General features: G+C 68.6%; 13 protein-coding genes. 5 read left to right on the top strand and 8 right to left on the bottom strand.

Translation table 11 applies throughout. The features are described from left to right. Positions 1-41 precede the first annotated feature (41 nt). Entirely contained in the window at positions 42-569 is a 528-nt protein-coding gene (locus U9979_RS24545) for a MarR family winged helix-turn-helix transcriptional regulator (protein WP_322781150.1), read from the bottom strand. A 117-nt stretch (positions 570-686) separates the two neighbouring features. Between U9979_RS24545 and U9979_RS24540 the strand changes: the two genes are divergently transcribed. From U9979_RS24540 to U9979_RS24530, 3 genes are all read left to right on the top strand, one after another. Further along, positions 687-2,198 carry a DHA2 family efflux MFS transporter permease subunit gene (locus U9979_RS24540; RefSeq protein ID WP_322781149.1) on the top strand — a complete coding sequence of 504 codons (1,512 nt, stop codon included), beginning with the start codon at positions 687-689 and terminating at the stop codon, positions 2,196-2,198. A 255-nt stretch (positions 2,199-2,453) separates the two neighbouring features. After that, entirely contained in the window at positions 2,454-3,026 is a 573-nt protein-coding gene (locus U9979_RS24535; RefSeq protein WP_322781148.1) for a hypothetical protein, read from the top strand. Between the two features lie 258 nt (positions 3,027-3,284). Beyond that, a complete protein-coding gene (locus tag U9979_RS24530; RefSeq protein WP_322781147.1) occupies positions 3,285-5,123 on the top strand; it encodes an acyl-CoA dehydrogenase in 1,839 nt (612 codons plus the stop codon). 163 nt (positions 5,124-5,286) lie between these two features. On the opposite strand, the gene U9979_RS24525 is transcribed toward U9979_RS24530, so the two are convergent. The 4 genes from U9979_RS24525 to U9979_RS24510 all read right to left on the bottom strand — a co-directional run bounded on the left by U9979_RS24525 (position 5,287) and on the right by U9979_RS24510 (position 9,481). Beyond that, positions 5,287-5,523, bottom strand: coding sequence for a hypothetical protein (locus U9979_RS24525; protein ID WP_322750716.1), 237 nt, complete (start codon positions 5,521-5,523; stop codon positions 5,287-5,289). 250 nt (positions 5,524-5,773) lie between these two features. Beyond that, on the bottom strand, positions 5,774-7,120 hold the full coding sequence (locus U9979_RS24520; protein WP_322781146.1) for a dihydrolipoamide acetyltransferase family protein: 1,347 nt from the start codon (positions 7,118-7,120) through the stop codon (positions 5,774-5,776). Positions 7,121-7,160: 40 nt separating this feature from the next. After that, positions 7,161-8,147 carry an alpha-ketoacid dehydrogenase subunit beta gene (locus U9979_RS24515; RefSeq protein ID WP_416210698.1) on the bottom strand — a complete coding sequence of 329 codons (987 nt, stop codon included), beginning with the start codon at positions 8,145-8,147 and terminating at the stop codon, positions 7,161-7,163. A 2-nt stretch (positions 8,148-8,149) separates the two neighbouring features. After that, on the bottom strand, positions 8,150-9,481 hold the full coding sequence (locus U9979_RS24510; RefSeq protein ID WP_322781145.1) for a thiamine pyrophosphate-dependent enzyme: 1,332 nt from the start codon (positions 9,479-9,481) through the stop codon (positions 8,150-8,152). Between the two features lie 305 nt (positions 9,482-9,786). Here U9979_RS24510 and U9979_RS24505 point away from each other — a divergent pair, with 305 nt between their 5' ends. Together U9979_RS24505 and U9979_RS24500 are read left to right on the top strand one after the other, a co-directional pair. Beyond that, positions 9,787-10,695 (top strand): LLM class F420-dependent oxidoreductase, encoded by a 909-nt coding sequence (locus U9979_RS24505; RefSeq protein ID WP_322750720.1) that lies wholly within the window; start codon positions 9,787-9,789, stop codon positions 10,693-10,695. Positions 10,696-10,726: 31 nt separating this feature from the next. Next, positions 10,727-11,938: a CapA family protein gene (locus U9979_RS24500; protein ID WP_416220306.1), complete on the top strand. Its 1,212-nt coding sequence runs from the start codon at positions 10,727-10,729 to the stop codon at positions 11,936-11,938. Positions 11,939-11,995: 57 nt separating this feature from the next. Here the strand turns inward: U9979_RS24500 and U9979_RS24495 are convergent, their stop codons facing one another. The 3 genes from U9979_RS24495 to U9979_RS24485 all read right to left on the bottom strand — a co-directional run bounded on the left by U9979_RS24495 (position 11,996) and on the right by U9979_RS24485 (position 14,937). Further along, a complete protein-coding gene (locus tag U9979_RS24495; RefSeq protein ID WP_416220305.1) occupies positions 11,996-12,505 on the bottom strand; it encodes a Fur family transcriptional regulator in 510 nt (169 codons plus the stop codon). Between the two features lie 69 nt (positions 12,506-12,574). Then, positions 12,575-13,789, bottom strand: coding sequence for a pyridoxal phosphate-dependent aminotransferase (locus U9979_RS24490; protein ID WP_322750711.1), 1,215 nt, complete (start codon positions 13,787-13,789; stop codon positions 12,575-12,577). 95 nt (positions 13,790-13,884) lie between these two features. Continuing rightward, complete coding sequence (locus U9979_RS24485; protein WP_322781142.1) at positions 13,885-14,937, bottom strand: DUF2637 domain-containing protein; 1,053 nt, start codon at positions 14,935-14,937, stop codon at positions 13,885-13,887. Between the last annotated feature and the right edge of the window lie 117 nt (positions 14,938-15,054).

The following is a 15,054-nucleotide window of genomic DNA, read 5'->3' as shown; positions in this document are numbered from 1 at the left end:
TTCGGATGATCGTGATCTGTCCCACAGCCCTGGGCGGGGGATCAGCTACAACCGTTTCCGGCGACGGTTTCCGGCGGCCCGTCCGGCCCGTCCGGCCCGTCCGGCCCGTCCGGCCCGTCCGGCCCGATGTCGGCGGCGGTGCCCTCGATGGCGTCGAGCACCGATCGCAGTAGCTGGAGGAACTCCTCGCGCTGGGCCGCGGACAGATGTCTGGTCATGGCACCGACCTCCGCGGTCCGGTGTCGGTCCGCGGCGGTCAGCCGGGCGCGACCGGCGTCGGTGAGGGCCACGAGCAGGGCACGCCGGTCGGTCGGATGCGCGGTGCGGATGACCAGCCCCTCGCCTTCGAGCCAGTCCACCGTCTCGGTCATGGTCCGGGCGGTGACGTCGGTGGCGTCGGCGATGTCGCGCAAGCGGGAAGGTCCGCGCCGCTCGACGAGTTGCAGGACCTTGAAGCGGGAGAGCGTGAGCCCGGCCGTGACCTGAAGGGTGTCGTTCACGCGATGACGCAGTCGGTGACTGACTGCCAACAGCGTATCGATGATCTCATCACCAGTTTGCGGCTTCATTGTTCAGCCATCTTTATTTTGAGGGACATGGATAGTGAGGTAGCCTCATAAAGTACCACCCAGCCGACCGAGGTTGCGATCCGTTGCGGTTGGTCACTCATGGTTAGGGAGAGGTCTATGAGTCCCGTCCGGAGCCCTGCTCGGATCCGGCGTGCGGCGCCCGCGCTCGACCAGCGCGTCGCGGCCGCGGTCGTCTTCGCCGCGACGATGTTCATCAGCATCATGGACGTCACGATCGTCAATGTGGCCCTGCCCTCGATCGCCCGTGACTTCGGCGCCTCGACCGGTTCGATCGAGCTGGTGGTGATCGGCTACCTGGTCAGTCTCGCCGTCTTCATCCCCGCGTCCGGATGGTTGGGTGACCGGTTCGGGACCAAACGGGTCTTCCTGGTGGCGCTGGCGGCGTTCACGGCCGCGTCCGCGCTGTGTGGTGCTGCCACCAGCCTTGATGCCCTGGTGGGGTTCCGGATGCTACAGGGAGTCGGCGGCGGCATCCTGATGCCGGTCGGGACGGCCATGCTGTTCCGGGTTTTCCCGCCCGAGCAGCGGGTGCGGGCCGCACGTGTGGTCATCGTTCCCACTGTGATCGCGCCGGCGGCCGGTCCGGTGCTCGGTGGCATCCTCACCGACCACCTGTCGTGGCACTGGGTGTTTCTGGTGAACCTACCGGTCGGGTTGGCCGTGTTCGTGTTCGGCCTGGTCTTTCTGGCCGAACACCGCGAGCCTGCCGCTGCCGGCCGCTTCGACCTGGTCGGGTTCGTGCTCGCGGCGGCGGGATTCGCCCTGATCCTCTATGCGCTCAGTAGCGGGCCGGGCAGCGGCTGGGCATCGGCCAAGGTCGGTGTCGCCGGGTCCGTCGGGCTTGGCGCGACTGTCCTGATGGTCAGCTGGGAGCGTCGTCGCGACCGTCCGCTGCTCGCGCTGAGACTGCTCGGCGAGCGGCTGTTCCGGGCGACCAACCTCACGATGCTGTTCGCGACGATGGCCTTCCTCGGCACGCTCTACCTGATCCCGCTGTTCCTGCAGGACGCCCGTGGCGTGAACGCGACCACGGCCGGCCTGGCGCTGTTCCCTGAAGCGCTGGGGGTGCTGGCCGGGTCCCAGCTAGCCGGGCGCGGCTACTCGCGGATAGGGCCGCGGCGACTGATGGTGTTCGGACTGCTCCTGGTGGCAGCCATGCTGGCGTCGATCTCGCGGATGGACCTGGCCACGTCGATATGGCTGATCCGGGCCATGATGTTCCTCGTCGGCACCGGAATGGGATTTGTCTTTCTTTCCGCCCAGACGGCCGCGTTCGCACGTATTTCGCCGGTGGACACCGGTCAGGCGTCCACCTTGTTCAACATGCAGCGACAGCTCGCGTCGGCGCTCGGTGTCGGGTTGGTGACAACGGCGTTGACCCTGTTCGCGCCGGCCGGCGCAAAAACCACGGCCGCGGCTGCGGGAAATGCCGCGGCGTACCACGGCGCGTTCCTGGTGGCGGCTGCGCTCGCCGTCGTCGCCGCGGGGTTCGCGTTGACGGTGCGTGACTCGGATGCGGCCAACACCATGCGTCCACACACGCCTGACGGGCTTACCGCGCCACGGGACGACGACCTGGTCGACGGCGGGATCCCGGTGGCCGCCTGAGGCGGTGACCAATATCCACCGGGCGCCCCAAGAGCGCCCGGCAATAGGGGACGCGGCGTCGCTGGGCTGGGGCACGCACCTCGCCGCGTTGTCGTCGGTCGCCACCCAACACCAGGGTGACTTCCTCCTCCGCCTCGCGATCTACGCGCCCCAGCCCCGCTCCTTGATCCACGCCCCTATTGCCGGGCACTCTAAACCGGGTGTTCACGGACTATGTTGCTCCGCGTATCGGCAGTCCTACCTAAGCTGGTTGGTGTGGCGGCTGGACATCGAGGAGGCGACACCGCGGGTAGCGCGGCTCGCGCGGGCACCGGGGCGGTCAGCGGCGTGGGGCTTGCGGCTGCCGTCATCGCGGCGCTCGGCCTGTTGGCCGTGCTGCTGGTCGGGTGTGGCTCGACCGACGCCGGCACGCAGGCACGGACACCGTCCCAGCCCTTGGCACCGTCACCGCTAGCCGCAGCCCCGCCCGTGACCACCCCACCCGTGCCCACCCCGCCCGAGACAGGCCGGGACGATCCGTCGCAGCCCGGCGGTGGTCCGACGGAACGGATGCGTGCTGTGTTCGTTGGGGAACCGTGTGTTCCAGCCGTTGATTCTGCCCCGCGGCAGGCCGTCAACGGGCTGTTCCTTTATTGCGGGCTGAGCGCTGCGGGCCAGCCGCGCTGGGGCGTGACGAGTCCGCAGCCGAGGCAGCTGGTCGTCCCGGCGCCGGGTGCCGAGTGCAACGCTGCGACGGACGGTGACGAGCTCCTCCAGGACGCGAACGGGCGCCCCATCGCCTGCCTGCGTGATCATGATGGCAGCTTCCGTTGGAGCGATGTCTCGTAACTCCTGCACTCCTGCACTCCTGCACTCCTGGTGATCGGTTCGGACAGACGCTGTCCGCATGCTGTGGGCGGCGCGCATCATGCCGAAATATAACTGAGCGTAGTCATTGTGATGGCATATTGTCAGTTGTCTCGTTGTCCTGGTATTTGTTCCCAGGATGGTTACCGGCGGGTAGCATGGGTATTAGTTACTGGCCAGTAGGAGTACGCCGGTTCCCTCGGTGACAACCGATGCCGGCACTTCCCCGGGGAGACCGCCATGGGGCACTACAAGAGCAACCTCCGCGATATCGAGTTCAACCTGTTCGAGGTACTGGGTGTCGACCAGACGCTGGGTCATGGTCCGTTCGCGGAGATGGATCGCCAGACGGCCCATGACGTGCTCGCCGAGGTCGACAGGTTGGCCACCGGTTCGCTCGCCGAGTCCTTCTCGGAGGCTGACCGCAACCCGCCGGTGTTCGACCCGGAGACCGGCACGGTCACGTTGCCGGCGGCGTTCAAGAAGTCCTATGCCGACCTCGTGGACGGTGAGTGGTGGCGGCTGTTCCTGCCGTCACACCTGGGCGGTCTGGGTGCACCTCCGTCGGTCATCTGGGCTGCTTCGGAGCTGATCCTGGGGTCCAACCCGGCGGCGTTCTTGTACATGAGCGGTCCGACCTTCGCCGGGATTCTCGACCGGCTCGGCAATGCCGCACAGAAGAAGTTCGCCCGCCAGGCGATCGAGCGGCAGTGGGGCGCGACGATGGTGCTCACCGAACCCGACGCGGGTTCGGACGTGGGGGCGGGCCGCACCCGGGCGGTGGCGCAGGCCGACGGCACCTGGCATATCGAGGGCGTGAAGCGTTTCATCACCTCGGGTGACTGGGACGTTCCGGAGAACATCTTCCACCTCACCCTTGCCCGGCCGGAGGGAAACGGCCCCGGCACCAAGGGCCTGTCCATGTTCCTGGTTCCGAAGTTCCTGGTGGATCCGGCGACTGGCGAACCCGGCGAGCGAAACGGCGTCTACGTCACCGGCGTCGAGAAGAAGATGGGCCTGAAGGTCTCCGCCACCTGCGAACTGCGGTTCGGCGAGAAGAACCCGGCGGTCGGCTGGCTTGTCGGGGACGTCCACGACGGCATCGCCCAGATGTTCGAGATCATCGAATATGCCCGGATGATGGTGGGTACCAAGGCCATCGCGACGCTGTCCACCGGCTACCTCAACGCCCTGGCGTTCGCGCGGACCCGGGTCCAGGGCGCCGATCTGACCCGGTCGACGGACAAGGCCGCGCCCCGCGTCACGATCATCCATCACCCGGACGTCCGGCGGATGCTGATGGTGCAGAAGGCGTATACGGAAGGCATGCGGGCGCTCGTCCTCTACACCGCCACCGTTCAGGACCGGGTCGCCGCGGCCAACGTCGCGGGAACAGTAGACGATCTCGCCGAACGGCTCAACGACCTGCTGCTGCCGATAGTCAAGGGCGTCGGTTCCGAGCGATCCTATGAGCTGCTGGCGACGTCCCTGCAGGTTTTCGGTGGCTCGGGCTACCTGCAGGACTATCCGATCGAGCAGTACATCCGCGACGCCAAGATTGACACCTTGTACGAGGGCACCACGTCCATCCAGGGCCAGGACTTCTTCTTCCGGAAGATCGTGCGAGATCACAGTCAGGCGCTCACCGCGCTGTTCGCCGAGATCCAGACCTTCGCCAAGGACGGCGCGGGGGACGGTTCGCTACGCCGGGAACGGGAGATCCTGGGCGCCGCGCTGGAAAACGTGACATCCATGGTCGGTGTGCTGGTCGGCTTTTTCACCGACGCCGCGGCGGATACCCGGCAGGTGTACAAGGTCGGTCTGAACACCACGCGGCTTCTGATGAGTGTCGGCGATCTCGTCATCGGCTGGTTGCTGCTGCGCCAGGCCGAGGTCGCGACGGACGCGCTCACGCGGTCGGCGACGGTCATGGTAGCCAGGGACCGGGCCTTCTACGAGGGCAAGGTGGCCACGGCCCGTTGGTTTGTCGCGAACGTGCTGCCCGAGCTGTCAACCCGACTCAGTGTTCTGCAGGCAACCGACCTTGATCTGATGGACCTGCCCGAGGACGCGTTCTGAGCCTGGTCGGCACCTGACGCCCGTCAGATCCGGAGCGGGTGGCCGCCGGGCGCGCGAGCTGGAGTTACGATCGCGCGCCCGGCGGACTCCCTACGCCTGACGCGTCAGCAGGACGTGCCAGGTGTTGCGGTAAGGCGGGGCGATCCTCGAACCACCGGTCGTTTCATGATGTGCGCAGCGGCGGGAAAGCCTGGTCCAGCTCATTGCGCATATCCCGCTTGAGCAGGTCGTCGGCCTCGGACGTGCCCTGCCCCTCCAGGAGGAACCTCGCTACCCGCAGGGTCAGATCGACCCGTTCAGCGAGGTTGAGAGCGCCGTTGAATCGGCCGCTGGAGCCTGCGGAGGTCAGGACCTTGGCGACGAATTCGTCGGCGGCCTGTAGTGCCTCCACGCGCGTCATGCGTTTCACCCCTTTGTACGGAAGCTGTGCCGGAAGCCGTAAGCAAGGCGCAACCGTACCAGGCGAGCTCCTTCCTCCGTTGTCCGCCCCATCCCGTGCTCTTTGCCCTGGTTGAGGTTCCAGGTTGGTCCGTTGTGCCCGGTCTTGCCTGCTCCTGTGCGTTGCTCGCCGCGCCCTCGGTATCGTCACTCAGAGCAAGCATGGATGGGCCGGTTCGGCTATTCGGAACAGGGCCGATCAAGGAATTGGATCAGTTCCAGGCGAGGGCCACGGCCGGGTCGGCGAGCATTCTGGCGACATCCGCGAGTACCTTTGCGCCGAGCTCACCATCGACGATCCGGTGGTCGAAGGTCAGGGCGAGCTGCGCCACCGTCCGGACGGCAAGGTTCCCGTCATGCACCCACGGCATCGGGCGGATCGCGCCGAGGGCGAGGATTGCCGCCTCCGGCGGATTGAGGATGGGTGTTCCGGTGTCAATGCCGAACACGCCGATATTGGTAATGGTGATGGTCCCGCCGCGTAGTGCACCTGGTGTGACTGTCCCGGTCCGGGCTGCCGCGGTCAGCTCGTGCAGGGCGTGTCCGAGCGCGACCAGTCCCATCTCCTGCGCAGCCGGAATATTCGGCACGACGAGCCCGCGGGGTGAAGCCACCGCGATCCCGAGGTTGACGGTCTCATGGATGACGATCTGCGCGGGCTCGTCGCCGGACGCTTCCTCCCAGCAAGAATTGATCATCGGATGACGCTGGACGGCGGTCAGCAGCGCCTTCGCGACGAACAACAGCGCGGTCACCTTCACACCCGCGAACTCGGGCAGCGCGGCGATCCGGTCACGCGCGGCCATCGTCTCGGTGACGTCGACACTGACGAACTCGGTGACCTGCGGCGCGGTGAACGCGCTGGTCACCATGGCCGCCGCGGTCGCGCGCCGGACGCCGGTCACCGGCACCCGGCGGACCCGGGCGCCCCGCTCGTCGTGGACGGAGGTGCGGGCCGCCTCGACATCCGCCCGGCTGATCGTTCCATGCGGTCCGGTGCCGGTGACCCGCCAGATGTCGACACCGAGATCCCGAGCGAGTTTGCGGACCGGTGGCTTCGCGAGTACAGGCCCGTCCCGGTCTGGTCTGGCCTGGTCTGGCTCGACCGGTGTGGGCTGGACGGTCGGCGTGGTCCGGCGCCGGGTCCGGGTGCGTGCCGGTCCAGCGGATGTGCGCGGGCCATACCCGACCAGCACCGGTGTCCGTCCGTCCGGTGGGCGGTCCGGTGGGCGGTCCGTCCCCTGGTCCGGTCCCTGGTCCGGTCCATGAGCGCCGTTCGGTGCTGGTACGCCGTTCGAAGCTGGTACGCCGTTCGAAGCTGGGACGTCGACGGTGACCAACGGTCGTCCCACCTCGACGGTGTCGCCCGGTTCGGCGTGCCGCACGGCGAGCACGCCGGCCAGTGGTGAGGGCACCTCCACCAGGGCCTTGGCGGTCTCCACTTCGACGAGCGGCTGATTGACCGCTACCGGCTCGCCCACCTCCACCAGCCACCGGACGATTTCGGCGTCCGGTAGGCCTTCGCCCAGGTCGGGGAGGCGGAACTGTTCATGTGGCACGGGTGACCTCCAACTTGCTGCCCGGCATCGGACCCACCGGTCAGTACTGGAAGGAACGGTCGACGGCGTCCATGATCCGATCGACGTCCGGTAGGTAGTGGTCCTCCAGCCGGGCCGGCGGGTACGGGATGTCATAACCGGTGACGCGTAGTACCGGAGCCTCCAAGGAGTAGAACGCGGCCTCGGTCACCCGGGCCGCGATCTCCGCGGACAGGGACACGTTCGACGGCGCCTCGTGAACGACGACACACCGGCCGGTCCGGCGCACGGACGTGAGCACCGGAGCCAGGTCGAGGGGGGACAGGGTGCGCAGGTCGATGACCTCAAGCTCGCGACCCTCGTCGGCCATTGCCACGGCCGCGTCCAGGCAGGTCCGTACCATCGGGCCGTAGGCGACCAGTGTTGCGTCGTCGCCGGTCCGCACGACCCGGCTGGTGTGCAACGGGATCGCCCCGGTCAGCGGCTCGTCGGTTTCGACATCTCCCTTCTCCCAGTACCGGCGCTTGGGCTCGAAGAAGATCACCGGGTCGTCGGCCGCGACCGCCTGCCGGATCATCGTGTGGGCATCGGTCGGGCTGGAACAGGCGACGACCTTGAGGCCGGCGGTATGGCAGAAGTAGGCTTCCGGTGACTCGCTGTGGTGCTCGACAGCGCCGATGCCACCACCGAACGGGATGCGGACCGTCACCGGCAACCGGACCCGTCCCCGGGTCCGGTAGTGGATTTTCGCCAGCTGGGTGACGATCTGGTCGAAGGCCGGGTAGACGAAGCCGTCGAACTGGATTTCGCATACCGGCCGGAGCCCACGCATGGCCATCCCGATCGCGGTTCCGATGATCGCGGACTCGGCCAGCGGTGTGTCGATGACGCGCGCCTCGCCGAAGTCGGCGAGCAGCCCCTCGGTGATCCGGAAGACGCCGCCGAGCCTGCCGACGTCCTCACCCATCACCACGACCTTCTCATCGGCGGCCATGGCCGTGCGCAGTCCGGTATTGAGAGCCTTGGCCAGCGTCAGCGTCGAGCGCACCGTCAGTTCGCCTTTCGCGGTTCGAGCGTTGCCGGTGCCAGTTCGAGCTCTAGACAGGCGTCCCGCGCGGCGCTCAGGGTCTCGGGTTCGTCCACGTACACGTGATCGAAAAGGCTCTGCGGGGACGGGTCGGGCAGCCGCACGCACCGGCTGCGCACCGTCGCCGCGAGGGCGTCGGCCTCGGCGTCGAGAGCGGCGGCGCCAGCGTCGTCCAGAAGCCCGCAGCCGCGTAGGTAGGTGGTCATCCGTGCCACCGGGTCCCGCTGGCCCCAGTGCGCCAGCTCCGCTGCGTGGCGGTACCGGGATGGATCGTCAGCGGTGGTGTGCGCGCCCATCCGGTATGTCACCGCCTCAATCAGTGTCGGATGTCCCCGGCGGGCCGAGTCCAGCGCCCAGCGGGTCACCGCGAGCGTCGCCAGCACGTCGTTGCCGTCAACCTGGACGCCCCGGATACCGAACCCGGACGCTCGCCGGTAGATCGGCGCCAGGCTCTGCCGTCGGGCCGGTTCGGAGATCGCCCACTGGTTGTTCTGGCAGAAGAACACCACCGGAGCTGCAAAGACACCCGCCCAGTTGAGCGCCTCGTTGACGTCCCCCTGGCTGGACGCCCCGTCACCGAAGTAGACCAGCGTCGCTGACATGTCCTGGTCTTGGTCCTGGTTCCGGCTCTGGCCGTTGCTGCTGCTGGTGCCGGTGCTGCCGGTGCTGCCGGTGCTGCCAGTGCCAGCGGGGCCAGCGGCATGCTCGCGGGAGACGGCCATCGCATAGCCGGTGGCGTGCAGGGCCTGCGAGCCGACGACGATCGCATAGCACTGGAATCCGTGCTTGTCCGCGTCCCATCCGCCGTGGGTGACCCCGCGGAACAGGCCGAGGACGTCGAGCGGGTCGACCCCGCGGCACCAGGCCACCGCGTGTTCGCGGTAGGACGGGAAGACCATGTCGTCGTCGCGCAGTGCCCTGGCCGAGCCGACCTGGGCCGCCTCCTGACCACGCAGGCTGGCCCACAGGCCGAGTTCGCCCTGACGCTGGAGAGCCGTTGCCTCGTCGTCGAGGCGGCGCGCGATCACCATGTCGCGCAGGAGCCCGTACAGGTCGGCGTCGGTGAGGTCCGCGAGGTAGGGATCGTAGGTCGGGTCGGGGCGCCGCTCGCCCTCGGGCGTGAGCAGCCGTACCAGCCCCGGGTCGGCATCCCGCGCGTCATGTGGATCGCGCGGGACGGGCGGGACGACGCTGTTCGGCCGGTCTGTACCGGGAGCGGACTCCGGATCGGGCACGGATTCCGGATCGGGCACGGACTCCGGATCGGGCACAGGCTTCGTGTCAGGCACGGACATCGTGTCCTCCGGTCATACGTGGCCGTCCCGAGATCGTCGGTCGCAGCCGCCGGTTGGGGCAGCCGGCCGCCGCGGGTAAGCGGGACCGTTCGCCGCGGAGCTGACGATAGTCGTCCCATGGTGGCGAGCAACCCGGACACGGGCTGCGGGTACCCGCCGTGGTTGACGCACCCGGATAGCGTGGTGCAGTGACAGCTGCCCCCTCATCCGCGACCGTCGCGGACACCGCCACAGCCACCGATGCCACCGCCGGCGCGGGTGTCGATGCCGGCGCGAATGTCGATGCCGGCGCGGGTGCCGGCGCCGTGCGCCCGCCCGTCCGCCGCGACCTCGGCCGGGTCGGGATCTGGAGCGGCCAGTTCGACTTCTCCCCGGCCTCGGTTGTCCAGGCGGCCGTCGCCGAACTCGATGAGCTGGGCTATCCCGCGATCTGGACGGGTGAGGTCAAGGGCAGGGAGGTCCTGGTGACCGCGGCCCTGATGCTCGCGGCGACATCCCGGCTCACGGTCGCCACCGGGATCGCGCAGATTCTCGCCCGACATCCCCAGACGATGATGGCCGGCCACATGACGCTTGCCGAGGCGTTCGGGGACCGTTTCCTGCTCGGCATCGGCGTGTCACACGCGTCCCTGATGGAGATCCGCGGCGTTCCCTACACCAAGCCGTTGTCGCAGCTACGGGCCTACCTCGACGAGATGGACCGGGCCGCTGCGGAGCAGTACCGGGCGGTGCCACCGACATCGTCGACGCGGGTCCTGGCCGCGCTCGGCCCGAAGATGCTGGAGCTGGCGCGGGTTCGGGCGGACGGCGCGCACACCTACTTCGTGCCGCCGGCGCACACGGCCGGCGCGCGGGAGATCCTGGGGCCGGGCAAGCTGCTCGTCCCGGAGCAGGCGTTCGTCCTCGACACGAACCCCGAGACCGCGCGGGAGCTGGCCCGGCGGCACACCGGTTCGTACCTGCGGCTACCGAACTACACGAACAACCTGCGCCGCTTCGGCTTCACCGACGACGACCTCACCGGTGCCGGCTCAGACCGGCTTGTCGACACGATCGTGCCGTGGGGTGATCCCGACGTCCTGCTTGCCCGGATCACCGAGCATCTCGATGCCGGCGCCGACCACGTATGCGTTCAGGTCCTCGACCCGGACCGCCGTGGTCTGCCCCGCCGGCAGTGGCGTGAACTCGCCCCGGCCCTGCGCAGCCTCGGCTAGGGCCGCTGCGGTGGGACGTGCTGGCGTGCGGATGCCGCTGGTGTGGCTGCTGTCGCCGTGGATGTTGTTGGCGTGGATGCTGGCGGTCTGGACACTGCTGGCGTGCGGCGGGTCCGGTCCACCGTCGGCGGGCGGCGTCCCGGCGGCGACGGTACCGGCCCTCGACGGCACGGGGTTGATCGTGTCCTCCGCGGGGCCGGTAGCCGGCGCTCCAGCGGGCACGGCGCCTCCCAGCCCGCCGTCCGGTCCGCCGTCCGGTCCGGTGGGCGCGCCCGGACGGCGTCCGACGGGCAGCCCGATCACGATCGCCTTCGGTGGGGACGTGCACTTCGAGGGTAGGTCCGGGGCCCGCCTGGCCGCTGATCCCGCCACCGCGCTCGGGCCGATCGCGCAGGCGCTGCGTCGCGCCGACCTGGCGATGGTCAACCTGGAGACGGCGGTGACCACGGCTGGTACACCGGTTCACAAGGCCTTTGTCTTCCGCGCGCCACCGTCGGCGTTCGTCGGGCTGCGGGCCGCCGGCGTCGATGTCGCCACCTTGGCGAACAACCACGGCATGGACTACGGCGTGGACGGTCTGCGTGACACCATCGCCGGTGCCCGGTCCGCCGGATTCCCGATCGTCGGGATCGGCCTCGACGACGCGCAGGCCTACGCCCCTGTGCGTACGACCGTGAAGGGCCAGCGGATCGCCGTCATCGGCGCGACCCAGGTGATCGACGACGAGCTGGCTTCGGACTGGACGGCCGGACCCGGCAAGCCGGGCCTGGCCAGCGCGAAGAACATCCCACGGCTGCTGGCGGCCGTCCGGGCCGCCCGTAGCGGAAGCGACACTGTGGTCGTCTACCTGCACTGGGGTGTGGAACGCGCATCCTGCCCGACACCGGCACAGCGGGCGTTGGTGCCACAACTTGTCGAGGCCGGCGCGGATGTGATCGTCGGGTCGCACACGCATGTGCAGCTCGGCGGCGGCTGGGGGCCCGACGGTGTGTATGTCGATTACGGCCTGGGCAACTTGGTCTTCTATGCGTCCGGGGATGGCCCGAACACCATGTCTGGTGTGCTCACACTGACAGTCGCCGGACGAGCGGTCACCGCGGCGGAGTGGATGCCGGCCCAGATCGCCGGCGGCGTACCGGTGCCGCTGGCTGGTGCGCAGGCCTCGGCCGCCCGCAGCGCCTGGGATCAGCTCCGCACATGCGCGGATCTCGCGGCTGAGCCGCCGAGGCACGGCCCGGAGTAGGTCGGTCCGGCCGGTCGGTCCCGGTCGGTCCCGGTCAGTCCGGTCGGTCGGTCCCGGTCAGTCCGGGCTGGCCGCGCAGGTGGTGCAGGTGCCATAGATCTCCAGGGTGTGGGCCACGTCGGTGAAGCCCGCGGCCGTCGCGACGCGGTCCGTCCACGCCTCGATTTCGGGTCCTTCGACCTCGACGGTCCGTCCGCAGTGGCGGCACACCAGATGATGGTGATGGCTGTCGGTGGCACAGCGGCGGTAGAGGGTCTCACCGTCGTCGCGCCGCAGCACGTCGACCTCGCCACGGTCGGCGAGGACCTGCAGATGCCGGTAGACGGTGGTCAGGCCGACGGGCTGGCCGGAGTCCCGCAGGTGCGCGTGCAGGTCCTGGGCGCTGGTGAAGGCGTCGATCTCGGCGAGCGCGGCGGAGACGGCATCGCCCTGACGGGTGGCCCGGACGGTTGTTCCCCGGCCGAGCGCGGACCGTCTGTTACCGGCCGGGCCGCTTGGGCCGCTTGGGCCGCCTGGTGCCGGGGTCGGCGCGGGTTGGCTGGATTCGGCACTGGACACAGCGTCCACTCTCTCACTGCACGGCAGGTCCGGGAGCTGACAAAGGGGCCACAGTCGTGGTCGTAGATCACCCTGCCATCAGCGCTGTGCGTAGGTCGCGAGGAACCTGCCGATACGGCCGACCGCGTCGGTGAGATCGTCCACACCGGGCAGGGTGACTATCCGGATGTGGTCGGGTCTGGGCCAGTTGAAGCCGGTGCCCTGCACGACGAGAATCTTCTCGGCCAGAAGCAGGTCCAGGACGAGCCGTTCGTCATCGACGATCGGGTGAACGGCGGAATCGATACGTGGGAACGCATACAGCGCTCCACGTGGCTTTACGCACGATATGCCGGGAATATCGTTGAGCAGTTTCCACACCACGTCGCGTTGCTCGTGCAGCCGACCACCGGGCAGGACGAGATCGCCGGCGCCACCGTCATCCGCAAGCGCGGCCTGCATCGCGTACTGGCCCGGGACGTTGGCGCACAGCCGCATGTTCGCCAGGATGTTGAGGCCTTCGACATAACTGGAAGCATGCATACGTGGACCGGAAAGAACCATCCAGCCGGAGCGGAAGCCGGCGAGGCGGTACGCCTTCGACAGCCCGTTGAACGTCACACACATGACATCCGGGGCGAGCGCCGCGGTGGAGACGTGCTCGGCGTCGTCATACAGGATCCGGTCGTAGATCTCGTCAGAGAAGATCATAAGGTTGTGTCGGCGGGCGATCTCGATGATGCCGGCGAGGACCTCACGACTGTAGACGGCGCCGGTCGGGTTGTTCGGGTTGATCACCACGATTGCCCGCGTCCTGGCGGTGATTTTGCCGGCGATGTCGTCGACGTCGGGCGTCCAGTCGGCGGATTCGTCGCACATGTAGTGGACGGGCCGGCCGCCGCAGAGGCTGACCACCGCTGTCCACAGCGGGTAGTCCGGTGCCGGGAGCAGCACCTCGTCGCCGTCGTTGAGCAGCGCCTGCAACGACATCATAATCAATTCTGAGACGCCGTTACCGAGGTAGACGTCGTCGGTGTCGATACTGGCGATACCCTTACCGGTCGCGTACCGGACCACGGCCGCTCGTGCGGATGGCAGGCCCTTGGAGTCGCTGTAACCCTGCGCGTCGGCGAGGCTGTGTATCACTGCCTGGAGAACCGCCGGTGGGGCGGCGAACCCGAACGGCGCGGGGTTGCCGATGTTCAGCTTCAGGATGCGCTGACCCTCGGCTTCCAACCGCGTCGCCTGGTCGAGGACGGGACCCCGGACGTCATAGCAGACGTCGGCGAGTTTGTCGGACTGGGTGAACTCCATCTGCCAAGGGTAGGCGCGCCGTCCACCGGATTTTCTCACCCTGGCCAGGGGAGTCGGGCCAGGTGCTGCGGGGTCAGTGCGGGGTCAGTGCGCAGTCAGGTGTTGCGGGGCAGATCGGGGGTGAGACCGCGGCCCAGTCCGCGGCCCAGGCGGACAGGATGGCGCACCGGCACCGGCACCGGCACCGGCAGCGGGCCGGTGTCGTCGACATCGGCGAAATGGGTCTCCTTGCGGACCTGGTAAACCCAGCTTTTGCTGACGCTGATGCCGCGGGCGGCGAGCAAGGCCGAGGCCTGCGATGCCGATCCGCCGGTCTGTTCCAGTGCGTGGATGATGGCGTCGCGCTTTCCGGTGATGTCCAGTCCCGGGGACTCCGGACCGGACGACTGCGCGGCAGCCTCGTGCGGGTCGGCCTCATCCGCCGCCCCGGCATCAGCCTCCGCCCCGGGGTCATGCATGCCCGGACGGTGTCCACCGGGCAGATCGACCAGATCGACCAGATCGGCTGCATCGGTCGGCTCCACGGGGTCGGCCAGGCCGGCCAGATCGGCCAGGCCGGCCAGGTCTGCCAGATCGGCCAGGTCTGCCAGATCGATGGCGTCGGCGGGATCTGGCGTCGGCACCGGGGCGGGGGCGAGGAACAGCGGCGACCGCCCGACCGTGGACTGCTCCGCGCGCGGGCTGGGAATGCTTGCTGTGCCGCCGGCATCCGCGAGGCGCCGTGCGGCAACGCCCGTGACGCCCGTGACGCCCGTGACGCCCCTGGCTTGGCGGTGAGCGGCGGGGCTGGAGCCAGTGGGATGGATCTGGCGCATGAGCAGTTCATAGGAGCCGAGCAGCGCCAACGGTGGCCATGCCGCGATGACCCGGGCTGTCAGGGTGGGTTCCGCGTGCAGGACGTTTGCAGCCAGTGACGCGCATGCACCCAACGTGAGGAGCGCGTAGGACAGCCCGGAACGACGCCGTCCCCCGCGGCGATCCGCCAGCATGGTCATGGATGCGGCTACGATCATGCCGTCCACGCTGAACGGCAGCACCGCCGCCGTCATGGAGTCCTCGCCGTGTCCAACCGCGACGCCGCGCATGTGGCGGTAGGAGACGAAGGCCGCCACCGCCGCGACCAGGGTGACGGCCGCAACCGTCGTCACCCGAATGGCCCGCTCTGCAAACGCATCCGATTGACCACCAAGAGACACCGGACGACCCATAGTCACAACACATCCCTCCTTGTGCCCGCAGCACCATCAATAATGCCCGTCGTTGGA

It is taken from the genome of Protofrankia sp. Cas4, from assembly GCF_963555915.1.
Lineage (GTDB): Bacteria > Actinomycetota > Actinomycetes > Frankiales > Frankiaceae > Protofrankia.
Note: the sequence above shows the minus strand (reverse complement) of the source record. Positions and strands in the feature narration are given on the sequence as shown.

What these genes read in the sequence shown, in the direction of transcription:
- U9979_RS24545 (WP_322781150.1), bottom strand. Translation starts at nt 569, where the DNA reads ATGAAGCCGCAAACTGGTGATGAGATCATCGATACGCTGTTGGCAGTC.
- U9979_RS24540 (WP_322781149.1), top strand. Translation starts at nt 687, where the DNA reads ATGAGTCCCGTCCGGAGCCCTGCTCGGATCCGGCGTGCGGCGCCCGCG.
- U9979_RS24530 (WP_322781147.1), top strand. Translation starts at nt 3,285, where the DNA reads ATGGGGCACTACAAGAGCAACCTCCGCGATATCGAGTTCAACCTGTTC.
- U9979_RS24525 (WP_322750716.1), bottom strand. Translation starts at nt 5,523, where the DNA reads ATGACGCGCGTGGAGGCACTACAGGCCGCCGACGAATTCGTCGCCAAG.
- U9979_RS24510 (WP_322781145.1), bottom strand. Translation starts at nt 9,481, where the DNA reads ATGTCCGTGCCTGACACGAAGCCTGTGCCCGATCCGGAGTCCGTGCCC.
- U9979_RS24500 (WP_416220306.1), top strand. Translation starts at nt 10,727, where the DNA reads ATGCCGCTGGTGTGGCTGCTGTCGCCGTGGATGTTGTTGGCGTGGATG.
- U9979_RS24490 (WP_322750711.1), bottom strand. Translation starts at nt 13,789, where the DNA reads ATGGAGTTCACCCAGTCCGACAAACTCGCCGACGTCTGCTATGACGTC.